The organism is Corynebacterium choanae (assembly GCF_003813965.1).
In the GTDB taxonomy this organism is placed as follows: domain Bacteria; phylum Actinomycetota; class Actinomycetes; order Mycobacteriales; family Mycobacteriaceae; genus Corynebacterium; species Corynebacterium choanae.
Genome location: NZ_CP033896.1, coordinates 965009 through 979808, shown reverse-complemented (window position 1 = coordinate 979808; position 14800 = coordinate 965009). Strand labels below are relative to the sequence as shown.

The following is a 14800-nucleotide window of genomic DNA, read 5'->3' as shown; positions in this document are numbered from 1 at the left end:
GTGAGTTGCCACGGTCGAGTACTCCCTATGACGGCTCTTAAAGCAGCGGTACACCCCAGCGCCGATTCTTCCAACCCCTGCCCAGGACGGTAGGGTTTTGACCAAGAGAGCTCATGACCCGACAACCTGCCCCGCACTGCCGCCGATATTTGCGGTGACCACGGCAGGCTCGCTCGCGGATCAGGGAAAACAACTGGGTAAAGGTGGTTGCTTGAAGTGGCTGGTGGACTTGCAGCACTGTTAGATGATGTTGCGCTGATAGCAAAAAAGGCGGCTGCCGCCGCCGATGATGTCGCTGCGGCCGCCGGTCGCACCAGTGCGAAAGCAGCCGGGGTGGTGGTCGATGATGCTGCAGTCACCCCCCAATTTGTGCAAGGTGTCACCCCGCAGCGGGAATTGCCAATTATTTGGCGAATCACCAAAGGATCCTTGATCAATAAGATCCTCATTATTTTGCCGATAGCACTGCTGCTCAGCTGGCTGGCACCTTGGGCACTCACCCCAATCCTGATGATCGGTGGCACCTATCTTTGTTTTGAGGGTGCGGAGAAATTCCTCGAGATGGTCGGCCTTGCCCATCATGAGCAGCAGGCCGCAGCCGAACAAGGCAATGAAAGCGAAGATCAGCTCGTCAAAGGGGCGGTGACCACGGACCTTATTCTCTCCGCGGAAATCATGGTCATCTCCCTCAACGAAGTCGCCCATGAACCGTTCCTGCAACGGTTATCTATTTTGCTCATCGTTGCACTGGGCATCACCTTCGGCGTGTATGGCGCAGTCGGCGTGCTGGTAAAATTAGACGACATCGGTCTGCGCCTTACCCAACGTGACAATCCCGCAAGCCAGCGCTTTGGACGCGGGATGGTTGCGGCCATGCCGAAGATTTTGACGGCGATCTCGGTGATTGGCACCTTCGCCATGTTGTGGGTGGGCGGCCACATTGTGCTGGTCGGCATTCATGATCTGCTGTGGGCAGCCCCCTATGAGGCAATTCATCATTTAGCAGAAAGCGTCCACCATATTGCCCATATTGGTGGCGCACTCGCCTGGACGATTGAAACCGTCGCCTCCATGATCTTTGGGGTGCTGTTGGGATGTGTGGTGTTGGGAATTGTGAAACTGCTGCCGTGGGGCAAACAACACCACTAATCAATCCCGTGCAGCAGCCAAAATGCACAGGGCAACAGCTCCGCCACAATCCAACACCACCCGCCCGCACGCCTTAATCCTGTGCAGGGGCTACTAGGCCGAACCATGCACTGCTTGCAGGCCTCTGTCACCAGAACACCATTGCCGGCACCTCACTGTCCCCAGTTGTGAGCAGCATTTCAGGGAAGATGGCCCGGCGACGTATCTCCAGCTAGAGTGCGAAATTATGCCCCACACTTGCACACTCTAACAATGAATCGGCTCGCGACAGCGAGCTAACAGTGCGGGTGAAGATCGGGTTCCCCAACCGCTGCTGCCCACAGCGTGATGCGCTGCCAACTGGCCGCGAAGCGGAAGTAATACTAGGCATACAAGGTGAGACCAAACCCCTCCAGCACCGGTGCCAGCAGCTGGTAATAGCCGCGGTCGGGGGCGAAGCCACTTCCATATGACACCATTCCCGCGGGATAGAAGTGATCCTCATAGTAGGCAAACACCGGCCCGCCCGAATCGCCATGGTCACCCGGCGCATAGGCTTCAAACGTCATTGCATTGAGCACTTCACCGGTATCGCCACAGGCCATTCCTGTGCGAAAACCTAGGTGACAAATTTGCAGGTCATATGTTGCAATATCGGCAGCAGTGATAGCACCAGCATTGCGCATATCAAGGGGGAGTTGCGATGACCAAGGCGCTTGCGAGTTGCTGATGTCAACAAGTGCCCAATCCTGCTCGCCAAGAGAGAATTGGCTTTCGACCGCCTGTCCCAGCCAAAGCGTATTGCCGGCGGGATCAACGAAGTAGACGTTATCCCCTACATGCGCACAGTGGCCTGCCCACACCATAAAGTCCCGGCCGCCACCATGTGCGAAAAATCCTGCCGAGCAATTACCGATTTTTCCATCGGCTCCTTCAATTGAAAGCTTGACCCCCGGAACTACCACTTCCGACGACTGTAGCCACAGCCATTGTGAACTATCGTGATAGCGTTCACGCCGTTCGCGTTGTGTCGGTACCGTGACAGCCGGCTGCTGCACATCGGTCACTCGCCCACCACCAGCAGAATCTGCACTGCTGTGCGGCGCATTGTTTGGCTGTGGCCGTGCTTTCGTGGTGGCGCTCATCGTTGCCCGCGACGCAGTTTGCGCCGTTGAGGAAGCTCGACTGGTCGTGGTTTTCGTTGTCACCGAAGTTGCGGTCACCGTCGCAGTGGCTTGTCGATCAGCAGCATTGTTATCACTGCTGCAGGCAGCGACAGATCCAGCACATACCACAGCAGCAGCTGCTAATAACGCTTGTTTCGCCAGTCGATTGGGCATAGTTTCCTCGTTCTACCAGGGATGTTTTGGTGAAAATTAGCGGGGATCGTGACAGCCAACGCTCAGGCGATAATTGATAAGCCCAGAGTGGGAATTATGGCCAAAAGTCGCTGATGTCCCTTCGGTTGGACGTCACCAGCGCATCGACGGTTACCACATCCCCGTCCACAATATCGAAACTGCAGCCCCGTTCGTGTGTGTATGGTTCCCCAAAGACACAGCTCGGCACCGAAGCATCAACCATTGCATCTTATGGCAGGCTGCAACGCCGCAAACCACACCAGAAAATAGCAATAGCCGCGACAAAGCACAGTGTTGACTGTCCTTGTCGCGGCTTCGTGGCACCGGTGGCGCAACCGATTATCGGTTCACCCGGAATCGGTGCGGGAAGGGTTACCGCCCCATCGCGATGTATTCAAAAGCAGACAATGAGGCGTTCGCCCCAGAACCAAATGCGGTGACAATCTGCTTATACGGGGTGGTAGCACAGTCGCCAGCGGCAAACACCCCTTCGATATTAGTTACACCGCGGGCATCAATGGTGACCTCCCCACGATCGGTGATCTCCAGGCCGCTACCCTGCAACCAGTCGGTTCGCGGAATCAGACCAACTTGGATAAAGACGCCCTGTACCTGCAAGGTGGTGGCGGTGTCCGAGTCCCGTTCGACATAGGTAAGTCCGGTGACAGCGTTTGCGTTACCGGTAATCTCTTGCACCGCCGAATTGGTGTGGAAGGTGATCTTCCCGGTTTTTTCTGCGGCATCAAGCAGCACCTTATCGGCACGGCATTCGCTCAAGAACTCGACAACATGCACCTCAGGGCAGATATTTGCCAAATCGATGGCGGCTTCCACACCGGAGTTACCGCCGCCGACAACTGCGACGGGCTGGCCTTTAAATAGCGGGCCATCACAGTGGGGACAGAACGTGACACCCTTGTTGCGGTATTCGTCCTCCCCGGGAACCCCAAGTGTGCGATAGGCGGCGCCGGTTGCCACGATCACAGCCTTAGCCTTGAGATCAACCTCGTCTTGGCAGTAAACGGTCAGCAGACCATCGTCGCCCTTCGGGCTCAATCCGGAGACACTGAGCGGCTCCATGACCACAACACCAGCACCGGTCGCGGACTGTTTCAGCGAGCTGCCAAGTTTTGGCCCTTCAGTGTGCGGGATCGCAATCAAGTTTTCGATCGCCATGGTGTCGAGCACCTGACCACCAACCCGTTCTGCCACCATACCGGTGCGCAGCCCCTTGCGTGCGGCATAGACTGCTGCAGCAACACCGGCCGGACCTGCACCGCACACAAGAATGTCGAAAGGTTCTTCGCTGCGCCACTTCTCTGCCTGTTTAGCGGCTTGACCATGGTCGAGTTTCGGCAAAATATCGCCCACGCTCATCCGCCCTTGGCCGAAGGCTTCACCATTTAAGAACACGGCGGGAACACTCATCACACCACGGTCTTTGACCTCGTCTTCAAAGGCGCCACCTTCAACTGCCACGTGGGTGATGTTCGGATTGAGCACAGCCATCATATTGAGCGACTGCACCACTTCCGGACAATTCTGGCAGGTCAGTGACATGTAGGTGACAAAGTTGTACGTACCATCCAGCGACTGGATTGCAGCTTTTACTTCATCGTCAAGCTTTGGCGGATGGCCACCTACCTGCACCAAAGCCAGCATGAAGGATTCAAACTCGTGTCCCATCGGCAGTCCGGCGAACCGAATGGAGATTTCCGCTTCCGGGGTGGTGACGGCAAACGATGGGGTGCGCTCATCGGCGACTTCTTCAACGGTGATAGCTGAGGAAACTGCAGCGACTTCCTCCAGTAGTGTCCGCATTTTCGCGGAACGGTCATCATCGCCCAGCGATGCTTGCAGCACCACTGGTCGTTTGATGAGCTTGGTTAGCGATTGCACCTGTTGTTGTAAAGCTTCGGATAACACAGCCACGACGAATTGAACTCACTTACGGTAATGAAAATTGAAAAAGGGATTAAGGTAGCGCAACAAGCCTGTGCTTGTTGGCACGGTGGTCGAATGACCCGGAACCGGCCTCGTAGCAAGCCCGCAGGGTGGAAAGCCAGCGAGGGAAAAGCATTGTTGAAACCATTGGCAAGCCCCTCGCGTCTTGCACAGTATTGCGTGCTGATGTTTGCTCGCTGCCACCAGGATTCGCGAATGCTTGGTGCTGGAATGACCAAGTGCAGTGCTGTGAGAGTGGCACAAACGGCCGCTGAGCACTGCTATCCGGGGCGGAAAACTTGAGGGTGCCGGCATCAGCGGGGATAAGCAACAGCAATGGCACCGCAGAACATCAATGGTGTGCGTGTTTTTGCTCCCGCGGAGGAAAGCTTGCACACCAGGAATCATTTGATGCTTCGGCGGTGTCATGCACACCGAGTTGGTGAATCTTCACCCTTGGTGTGTTAACTCTTGAAGTTGTTGCTGTGGACTTAGCACGTGCAACAAGGCTCAAGAGCAAATGCGGTAAGAGTGAACGACTAACGAAGCAGTCGATTTACAGCTTGCCGGAAAGATCGAAGCTTGGCTCGAGGGTGTCTTCGCCTTCTTCCCACTTCGCTGGGCACACCTCACCTGGGTGGTTGCGCACATACTGGGCAGCCTTGACCTTGCGGACCAGTTCGGCAGCGTTGCGGCCAACACCTTCGGAGGTGATTTCTACGAATTGGATGATTCCATCCGGATCGATAAGGAAGGTGCCACGGTCAGCAGCGCCTTCGCCTTCACGCAGCACACCGAAGGCAGCAGAGATTTCGGTGGTTGGATCGCCAACCATCGGGAAGTTGATCTTGGCGATCTTCTCGGAGGAGGCGTGCCAAGCCTTGTGGGTGAAGTGCTTGTCGGTGGACACAGAGTACACCTCAACACCCATGTCTTTCAGTTCGCTGTAGTGCTCAGCGAGGTCTTCGAGTTCGGTCGGGCACACAAAGGTGAAGTCGGCCGGGTAGAAGAACACAATGGCCCACTTGCCCTTGTAGTCTTCGCTGGAAACGTCGACGAAATCGCCGTTGTGGAACGCAGTCGCAGACCAAGCTGGGGCTTCAGTGTTAATAATCGCCATGAGAAACGAAGTGACCTTTCGTAACTGACCAAAATGTCAGAGGTGAGCAGAAGTTTTTCTCGACCGTCATCCGTGCCATGCTGCAGCACAAGCCACAGTGGTACGGCAGTTGCCTGGGGGTGATCGATAATGATCAGCAACCCGCGGCGGCGGCCTGTCCACTACTGTAACGACACCGATACTTAATCGCAACCTATCTATGCCAGACCGAGCGATTAGTTTTATCAATAACACAGTAATTTGGGGTACTACCTGCACTCCCGCCTGCTGCTGCCCAACCCGGCGAGACAAAAGTCCCTAACAGCGCACCACGAGTTGCCTCCCCTACCCCAATTTGCGCACTCAATACGCAAATGCCCGCGGCCATAGCATCATCTCCTTGTCGATGTGCCAACTCCCGACACGAGAGGGGTGCCACTAGGCTAGACACCACTTCCCCGTGTCCCGCCTGCGGCACATTCCAGCGCCACTGTGACAGCTTCACCGAAGCCGCGCGGACGATGCAGTGGCGGTGATCAATCCAGCACTGGGAAGTTGGCAAACAGCTCATAACGACAGCAGATCCACAACTGGCCAGAGCTGCTTGTGCACAGCGCAACCAGTATATTTCGCTCGACTCGCAGGGTTGCTCACCGCTATGCACCCAGTTGCGCACCTCCGCTGGTATGCACTGCCCTCATTTTCCGACTGTGACGGGAATTCATCCAACAACTCCTTGGAGCATGCACCTTATGTCTTCGCAAACAACTTCAGGTTCCAGCCACTTCCCTAGTGTTACAGCAGTCTATGAAGCGATAGCACACGCCGGATCACCGTCACGGGCAGCGTTTAGCGCAAAACTCACCCCCACCCTGGATCCACATTGGTTTACCGGCACCCCCATGCCGGTGTTGCGGCAACTTGCCCGCAATATAGGCGCCCAGCCTGACCTGCGGGAGGCCTATCAGGCAACCCGCAACCATCCAACGGTAGAAACCCGGCTCGTGCACATGCTGCTCATTAATCAAGCATCCTCGGCTAGCGAAGCTATTCGCGAGCTTCGCGCATTCCTCCCACAGATCAACTGTTGGCAAATAACCGACTGCTACGATCCGAAACCCTTACTGCGCAAGCCCGACCAACGCCCCGAGCTCCTCGCCGAAGCGGCCCGCCTCATCAGCGAGCACGCTGCGCTTACTATCCGCTTGGGAATCATCTGCTACCTGCAAGACATTGCAACGAGCGACGAGTTTCCAGCAAAAACGTTGCACACCATCCTGCAGCTGGACGCGCAAGACTACTACGTCGCCATGGCCGCCGGCTGGTACACCGCCACGGTATTTGCCAAATATCCTGCAGCGACGACTACTACACTGACTTCAATAATCGACAGGATTGTCGCCGGTGAACATCACTACGACGCCGGAAGTGTGCAGTTGGGATTGCGGAAAATCTGCGAATCACGCATCACCACCGACGACCAGCGCCAGTGGGCGAAGTCGCAACGCGAACGGTTAAAAACAGCAGGCGTGCAGCGGTTACCCGCAAAACCCCAACGACAGCCAAGCTAGGCAAGCATTGCAACCGGTGTGCGCCGCAACGGGTGTCATTGGGGTGAATTCGAAGATCATCGGCAACGTGCGAAGTTTTCGCCTTGCCCAGCGCGGCGCCACCAGCAAGCTAACTGGCCGGAACACGGGTGCAACAGCCTACTGCCGATCGCAGCAGCCACTGGCAGCTAGCAGCAGGTACAGCCTGCCAGTTGCCAGCAGTAGCCGTACACCGCGTGCCGCTAGGAAGCTGCCTGCAAGCTAGACGTTGAATTTAAACTCGACAACGTCGCCGTCTTGCATCACATAGGCTTTACCTTCTTGCCGAACCTTGCCGTGGGCGCGGGCTTCGGCCATCGAACCATGCTCGTCGAGATCATCAAACGAGACCACCTCGGCCTTGATAAAACCGCGCTCAAAATCGGAGTGAATAACCCCGGCAGCCTTCGGGGCAGTGTCACCTTGATGGATCGTCCACGCCCGCGCTTCCTTCGGACCTGCTGTGAGATACGTTTGCAGCCCCAGGGTGGCGAAACCGGCTTTCGCAAGCGAATGCAAACCAGGTTCATGCTGTCCGACCGATTCGAGCAGCTCAGCTTTTTCTTCCTCGTCGAGCTCTAGCAGATCCGTTTCGGTTTTCGCATCCAAAAACACCGCCTGTGCAGGGCTTACGAGATCGCGAAGCTCTTGCTTCTTCGCCTCATCGGTGAGCACCGCTTCGTCAGAGTTGAACACATACAAAAATGGCTTCGCAGTAAGCAGATGCAGCTCCCACAGCCCGGCGAGATCCAGCTCATCTTTAGCGCTAAACAGCGTCCGGGAGTCTTCCAAGATGCTTTGCGCCTGCTTGGCAAGGGCTGCCAATGCAGCTTTGTCTTTATCTTTCTTGCCTTCTTTTTCCAGCCTTGGGAGGGCTTTTTCCAGCGTTTCTAAGTCGGCGAAAATCAGTTCCGACTCAATGACTGCCATATCGGTAGCTGGATCAACTTTGCCATCAACGTGGATCACATTGTCGTCGCTAAAAGCTCGAACCACCTGGCAGATCGCATCTGTGTCACGAATGTTTGCCAGGAATTTATTGCCCTTACCTTCCCCTTTCGAGGCCCCTTTGACCAGACCGGCGATATCGACGAAGGAGACCGTTGCAGGCAAGATGCGCTCCGAGCCGAAAATCTCAGCGAGACGGGTCAGCCGCGCATCGGGCAGTTCCACCAAGCCCACATTGGGCTCAATGGTGGCGAATGGATAGTTCGCCGCCAGAACTTCCGAACGGGTCAGGGCATTAAACAGGGTCGACTTGCCAACGTTGGGCAGTCCCACAATTCCAAGTGTCAGGCTCACAACAGATCATCCTAGCAACCAGCCCAATCACCGCCACGGCCTGGGCGGTCCAGCAATCAAGGAGCAAGCCGCGAACCAGCACCCAAAAACCAGCCGCAACGCCTGACAAACCGCGCAGCCACCTGCACTCCCACCCTGTGGGCGGGCACCGGGTGGGGGTAACCCACCGCAAAGCCGTGACCTAGCTAACACAAATCGCAGAAATGCTAGATAAGCAGGGCTTATTTACAGGCCGCGACCCACGACCCCGCAGCGGAGTTCCATTATATGAACGATCAATTCCATATTGTGGGAAGTCTTTGCTATCTTTTAAGCACACACTCAGGTGTCCGTCATCAAGCGAGTGTCCCTAAGCGACACACGAACACCCCCGGATACCGACACAGACCAGTCAACGAATCCATGCGAAAGGTCGGCTCATGGCTACAGAAACCCCCGTGAAACGCGAGGTATTCTCCACCCGAATCGCCTTCCTGCTGGCCGCCATCGGCTCAGCAGTCGGCTTGGGCAACATTTGGCGTTTCCCCTATGTTGCATATGAAAATGGCGGCGGCGCCTTCCTCATCCCCTACATGGTGGCGCTGATTACCGCAGGCATCCCCCTGCTGTTTTTGGACTATGCGATCGGACACCGATTCAACGGCTCCCCGCCGCTGACCTTCCGTCGTATTCGCGCCTGGACAGAACCAATTGGCTGGATCCAAGTTGGTATCTGCTTCTTTATCACCATCTATTATGCGGCGATCATCGGCTGGTCTGGGCTGTACACCATCAAGTCCTTCACACAAGCCTGGGGTGAATCACCGGATGAATATTTCATGACCGATTTCCTCCAGTTCGACCCGGAGCAAACCTTCTCCTTTAACATCGTCGCACCAATCGCGATCGCTGTTGCTGTCGTCTGGATCGTCTGCATCATCGTGTTGGCTATGGGCGTCGACGAAGGTATCGGGAAAATCTCGAAGATTTTTATGCCGATTTTGACGGTGCTGTTTATCACTGTTGTCATCGCCGCGGTCATGCTGCCAGGGGCTGCTACAGGCCTTGACGCTTTCTTCACCCCCAACTGGGAGGCACTGAAAGACCCGGGCGTGTGGATTGCCGCCTATGGACAAATCTTCTTCAGCTTGTCGATCTGCTTCGGCATCATGCTGACCTACGCCTCTTACTTGAAGCCGCGCACCAACTTAACCGGCACCGGTCTGGTGACCGCATTTGCCAACTCTTCCTTTGAAGTGCTGGCCGGCATTGGTGTGTTCTCCGCATTGGGCTTTATGGCACAGCAGCAAAACATGGCCGTCGACGAGGTTGCAACTTCGGGTATCGGCCTGGCGTTTATCGCCTTCCCCACCATCATCTCCCAGATGCCATTTGGTTCCATCTTCGGGGTGCTGTTCTTCGGTTCACTGACCATTGCCGGATTTACCTCGATGTTCTCCCTGCTGGAAGTGGTGGTCTCAGGGGTGAAAGATAAGTTCAATCTTTCCCGGAAACCCACCGCAATTGGTGTCGGTGTGGCCATGGCATTGATCTCGTTAGCTTGCTTTACCACCACCTCCGGACTGGCCACTTTGGATGTCATGGACAAGTTCACCAACAACGTCGGCATTGTTGCCATCGCTCTGATTGCCATCGTTGCTATCGACTGGGTATTGCGCCGCATCAACGAAATGGCGCTGCACCTCAACGCTGTTTCTTCCTTCCAGGTTGGCACCGTGTGGCGCATCTGCGTCACCAACTTGACCACCATCGTGTTGGGCTACAGCCTCATCCAAGAACTCATCACGCTCATCAAAGAACCCTACGGCGGCTACGCCCCCGCCCAGATCAACATGTTTGGCTGGGGCGTTCTCGGATTCATCATCGTTAGCGCATTCGTATTGTCGGTCATTCCTTGGCGAGGCAACCTGGCGCTGGAAGGCCCTCCTGGCTCCGACTTCGGGGTGGACTCCGATCTCGTTCGCACGATTGATATTCCGCAGAAATATCAGCCACGTCGTCGCCACGCCGGGTTCGCTGTCGAACAGCACTAACCCGAGTTCCGGCAACGCACAACCAACCGTCTTCGCATCCTCACACCGCCATACGCTTAGGGTGCGAACAACAAGGAAAGAGCAAACAACATGAGTGGTATCGCAATCATGATGATGGTGCTGTTTATGGTCGTGATCTGGGGCGGACTGCTAGTCAGCGTGCTGGCACTGCGTCGGCATCCAGACGAAAAATCCGGTGTCCTGGGTGAATCCCAATACGCCACCGATGAGGTTTTAAGCAGCTATCAGCAGTAAGCATCGCAATCCGCAGTTCAACCAACCTCACCGTTTACCTGGTTTGACACAGGTTTGTTGAAAAAAATCAGGATCTCGCCTCCCAGCAGCACTACTCGCCTTTTCGTGCGGGCAGTGCTGCTGTTGCTATCACCACCGTATGCCGCTGACCACTTAGTTGCCCCTCAAGTCTGGCGGGGCACTGTCAGGCAAGGGTGCAGCAGAGCCTGGGGTGGGGATCGCTAAGATATCAGGTCGCCTCCTTGGGGGCTGCTAGTTTTTAGAACAGCACTGGCCCTTTTCAACCGATCCCAACACCACACGGTATTCGAACAACGCATGCTTGCCACTGTTCAGCATCTCAGCTGCGAAAATAATCCCTAGAAAGTGGGTGTTCGGCTCTTTTTTCGAACAAGTCTGGGGTATTTTCCTTTCCGGTTGTGGCGCAGTTGTGCACGCTATCTGACACAGTGTGCTGCTATGGGTTCTCAAGTGGTTCTGGCACTGGCCATGCTCGCTATTGGTGTTGCTATCGGGTTGCTCATTGGTGTGCGGGTGCAACTCACTCGTAGCTCCACCGATTCGCAGCGGCAACAGGATGAAGCCGCGATGCTTGCCGCGACGATGCGGGCCGACCGAGCCGAGTTGGCGCGCGATCAACAGCACACCATCACCCAGGCAGTGGGTGTGTCGGTGGCTCCGCTCCAGCAAGCCTTACGGGAATTAGGGAAACAGGTTCGCGCCCTCGAGGTCGAACACGCCCAATCATCTACCCAGCTGGTTCATCAGGTGCACCATGTCGGGGAATTATCGACTCGGCTCGGCGATGCGACGCTGCGTCTGGCATCCGCGTTAAGCAATCCAACAGTGCGCGGCCGCTGGGGCGAAATGCAGCTTCAACGCGTCGTAGAACTCGCCGGAATGCAGCAACATTGTGACTTTGATACCCAAGTCCACCGCAGTGAAGATGGCATCTCTCATCGGCCAGATATGGTGATTCGTCTCGCGGGGGATCGAACCATTGTCGTGGACGCAAAAGTACCGCTACGGGCATGGCAGGAAGCCCAGGATGCCACCGATGAGGCTGAACAACGGGCACTATTGGTTCGCCACGCCAATCATGTCCGTGGCCATATTCAGGCGTTGAAAAACAAAAACTATCCCAAATATTTTCAACCCGCCCCGGATTTCACCATCATGTTTGTGCCAGCTGATCCATTTTTGGATGCAGCATTCCGGGTCGATCCCGATTTGATGGAATATGCCTTTGGCAACAACATTGTGTTGGCCACCCCAACCACCTTGTTGGCGCTGCTGCGAACAGTGTCGCTGGGATGGAGACAAGAAGCAGTCTCGCAGCGGGCACGCAAAGTCGAACAACTCGGCGCACAGCTCTATCACCGACTCGGTGTGGTCAGCGACCATGTCAACAAACTTGGGCAACAGCTCACCAAAACCGTAGAAACCTTTAATGCCACAACTGCCAGTTTGGATTCACGCCTCACCGTCACCGCCCGATCACTTGCAGAACTACAGGTCGTGGAAAGCAATACCGCTACTGACGCCCCACTTGCCACCATTAGCCAGCCGGTGCGGTTGATGCAAACAGCTCACGCCCAACAAGTCCCACCGGCACACCCCACGCAAAGCAGCGCATCAACACCATCCACGCCTAGCGGCGCATCAACACCACCCACGCCGGCACAGCCACCAACTCGGCAACCCTCCCCTGCGGGATTGAGTGGTGATATGTTCGCCTCTGATCCGAAACCAGGCTTGGCTCATAGAACCAGCGCAACAACGCAATCACCGCACACCACCAGCAATGATCACCACCAGCATCACGGATCAGCGGGAGCTGATGAGCAACACGGCACCGCGCCGCTTACAGTGGTGCCCAATCCGCCAAATAGTGACCGTGACCGACGATTCGACGATACTGCTGACCCGCAGGAAGTGTTGCTGCAACAAGGACCAAAACTCCCGCACACAGCAGACTCACCGCTGCCTTCTGCCACTGATCCACAGCACAGTAGCCGGTATGCGGATGAGACTGGTCATGCACGGGAAGATACTGGCAACACCCCACCTCAGGTTGCCGAAGGGCAGCTGCCCGATGGACAGGTTGGATAACCGCGCACCCAAGCTGGATGAACAACCCGTTCCCCCAGCCGCCCAAGAAGCCCGCAGATGTGTCTCAGTGCAGCAACTCTGCACAAAGTGTCGCTGAGTTGGAGTATTTTTCCGCCCCTGCAGGCCAAGGGATCGTTGCACCGTGCGCAGCATGCGTTTCCCGCAGTTGAATCCACAAGGCAGTCCGCGCATCCCCATGGTCACCCCGATGCCCACCAGCCCCTTAGTGGTGCGGCGGGCACAATAAACCCGCATGGGTGGGTGATAGCCGAGTTTTGCGTGTGGTTGGTTCGGTTTATTCGCAACGTTCGGTAGCATGACAGTCGTGAATCAGCGCCCTCAAGTTAGTGCACCAGCCGGACCTGCAGTCACCGTGCGTGACGTTGGTGTTTCGCCGGCTATCGCTACCTTAGTGCTTTTCACCGGAACTGGTTTAGCCGCCTGGCAGGCTATTGATGCCACCCGCATCACCATGATTTTTGTCATGCTGTTTGGGATCGGGGCAGTGCTATCGGTGAGTATGGTGAAAACTTCTGCGGTGTATCTCCAAACCACCTTGATCCCTATCATCTTTGGTCTGGTTGTGCCGCTAACTGCCGGCTATATCGGCTCCTCGATGGCCAGTGCGGATGATTCCCGGATCTCCAAAACAGATATCCTCACCTCGCTGTATCCCCTCGCCCAACATTTCCCTTCGCTGCTGGCAATCACCGGAATTGCAACAGCTATTGCCGTGCTGCGATGGTGGCTTGCCCACCGCCGCTACAAAGATGCTGTGGTGCGTGCCCGGCGGGCTCATGCAGTAGATCGGGCAGCCGATAAGGACAACGTCTCCACTGCCCGTACAGCACGGCGAGCCGCCCGCCGCCCCCGCCCAGGCGATGCGTCAGCAGTCACTGTCGATCAGCTCAGCCGGGAACGGCGGGAACGGCGTGCCCGCCTGCAGCAGCGCTCCACACCGACCACTGCAGTCGCTGCAAACTCACCCCAATCGACAACTCCCGGCAGTGACCCGGTACCGCTTCCCACCCGCAGTGTGGCGCGGCGCAGCAGCGCTACCCCACAACCAGCAGTGCCGGGACGGGCACGGCCACGCACCCCGGTTGTACCACCGGCGGCGCCGCAGCCCTTCCACCCACACATCAACCCGGCAACACCGCACCCGGTGGAAACGGCGAATGATCCACAGCAGGCAGCAGCAACGAGGCGACGTCCCATCGTCCGACCGCAGCAGCCGCCCCAAGCCCAGCCCTATGCATCGCCCTCCGCGCATTCGGCACCTGCTGCCGCCAAACCTGGCCGCACAGCAGGCCCCTATCCGATCAAACCGGTTCGCCGACTCGACGAGCAAGATATTGCACAACGCCGCCAGCGGGCAGCCCACCAATACCAGCAGCACACCGCAGCTGGACGGCCAGCGGCACCGTCACACACTCCGGCGCGCCCACCAGCCCGACCGGTGCCACCGGTGGAATATCCGACCCGACAAGTCCCTCCCTCGCAACCGTCTGCGACTACCCCACCGGCGACCCGACGCCCGGCTCGGCATACCTGGTTGGATGACAATCTGTACGACGACGAATAGCGACGATGCAACAGCATAACGCCGAGAGCGTGAGCAACCCTTGGTGTTCTTCCAACGATTGCTCACGCTCGTAGTTTTTCCATTCCCGTCCAAGCACGGGTCACTCCAGTACTGCGTCAATACTTGGAACCTGCCACAGGCCAAGGTTAATAAACCAAAAAGCCTGCTGCTTGGCTTGCTGCCTGTGCAACAACGGTGGAAATGGGCAATCCCCGTCTTGTGTTCGCAAGACCGCAAGCAACCCAGATAGCGCCAGGCATGCGCAGCACCAAGAACCATGACAGGTCACAGGCAGCCGGCTGCCGGCAGCAGTATGCACACACCTAGTCGTGCTGCAAGGACAGGCTGTGGTCGCCTAACAGTTGTGGGCAACGCTAGCAGGCAAACTGCCC

The 14800-nt window shown here is 56.7% G+C and carries 10 protein-coding genes; 6 read left to right on the top strand and 4 right to left on the bottom strand.

What is annotated here, in order from left to right:
- Positions 1–216: 216 nt before the first annotated feature.
- Complete coding sequence (locus tag CCHOA_RS03605; RefSeq protein ID WP_123926978.1) at positions 217–1149, top strand: DUF808 domain-containing protein; 933 nt, start codon at positions 217–219, stop codon at positions 1147–1149.
- Positions 1150–1511: 362 nt separating this feature from the next.
- On the opposite strand, the gene CCHOA_RS03600 is transcribed toward CCHOA_RS03605, so the two are convergent.
- The 3 genes from CCHOA_RS03600 to ahpC form a co-directional block, all read right to left on the bottom strand.
- Positions 1512–2468: a S1 family peptidase gene (locus CCHOA_RS03600; RefSeq protein WP_123926976.1), complete on the bottom strand. Its 957-nt coding sequence runs from the start codon at positions 2466–2468 to the stop codon at positions 1512–1514.
- 393 nt (positions 2469–2861) lie between these two features.
- The gene (ahpF, locus tag CCHOA_RS03595; RefSeq protein WP_123930754.1) at positions 2862–4415 is read right to left on the bottom strand and encodes an alkyl hydroperoxide reductase subunit F; all 1554 of its coding nucleotides are present in this window, start codon (positions 4413–4415) and stop codon (positions 2862–2864) included.
- Positions 4416–4989: 574 nt separating this feature from the next.
- On the bottom strand, positions 4990–5553 hold the full coding sequence (ahpC, locus tag CCHOA_RS03590; RefSeq protein WP_123926974.1) for an alkyl hydroperoxide reductase subunit C: 564 nt from the start codon (positions 5551–5553) through the stop codon (positions 4990–4992).
- Positions 5554–6284: 731 nt separating this feature from the next.
- Between ahpC and CCHOA_RS03585 the strand changes: the two genes are divergently transcribed.
- Entirely contained in the window at positions 6285–7103 is an 819-nt protein-coding gene (locus CCHOA_RS03585) for a DNA alkylation repair protein (protein ID WP_164472373.1), read from the top strand.
- A gap of 240 nt (positions 7104–7343) precedes the next feature.
- On the opposite strand, the gene ychF is transcribed toward CCHOA_RS03585, so the two are convergent.
- The gene (ychF, locus tag CCHOA_RS03580; RefSeq protein ID WP_123926970.1) at positions 7344–8423 is read right to left on the bottom strand and encodes a redox-regulated ATPase YchF; all 1080 of its coding nucleotides are present in this window, start codon (positions 8421–8423) and stop codon (positions 7344–7346) included.
- A gap of 419 nt (positions 8424–8842) precedes the next feature.
- Here ychF and CCHOA_RS03575 point away from each other — a divergent pair, with 419 nt between their 5' ends.
- The 4 genes from CCHOA_RS03575 to CCHOA_RS03560 all read left to right on the top strand — a co-directional run bounded on the left by CCHOA_RS03575 (position 8843) and on the right by CCHOA_RS03560 (position 14408).
- Positions 8843–10456: a sodium-dependent transporter gene (locus CCHOA_RS03575; protein WP_123926968.1), complete on the top strand. Its 1614-nt coding sequence runs from the start codon at positions 8843–8845 to the stop codon at positions 10454–10456.
- Positions 10457–10546: 90 nt separating this feature from the next.
- On the top strand, positions 10547–10711 hold the full coding sequence (gene metS / locus CCHOA_RS03570) for a methionine/alanine import NSS transporter subunit MetS (RefSeq protein WP_123926966.1): 165 nt from the start codon (positions 10547–10549) through the stop codon (positions 10709–10711).
- Between the two features lie 459 nt (positions 10712–11170).
- Positions 11171–12823, top strand: a complete 1653-nt coding sequence (locus CCHOA_RS03565) for a DNA recombination protein RmuC (RefSeq protein ID WP_123926964.1) — start codon at positions 11171–11173, stop codon at positions 12821–12823.
- Positions 12824–13139: 316 nt separating this feature from the next.
- Positions 13140–14408, top strand: a complete 1269-nt coding sequence (locus tag CCHOA_RS03560) for a DUF6542 domain-containing protein (RefSeq protein WP_206425820.1) — start codon at positions 13140–13142, stop codon at positions 14406–14408.
- Positions 14409–14800: the final 392 nt, after the last annotated feature.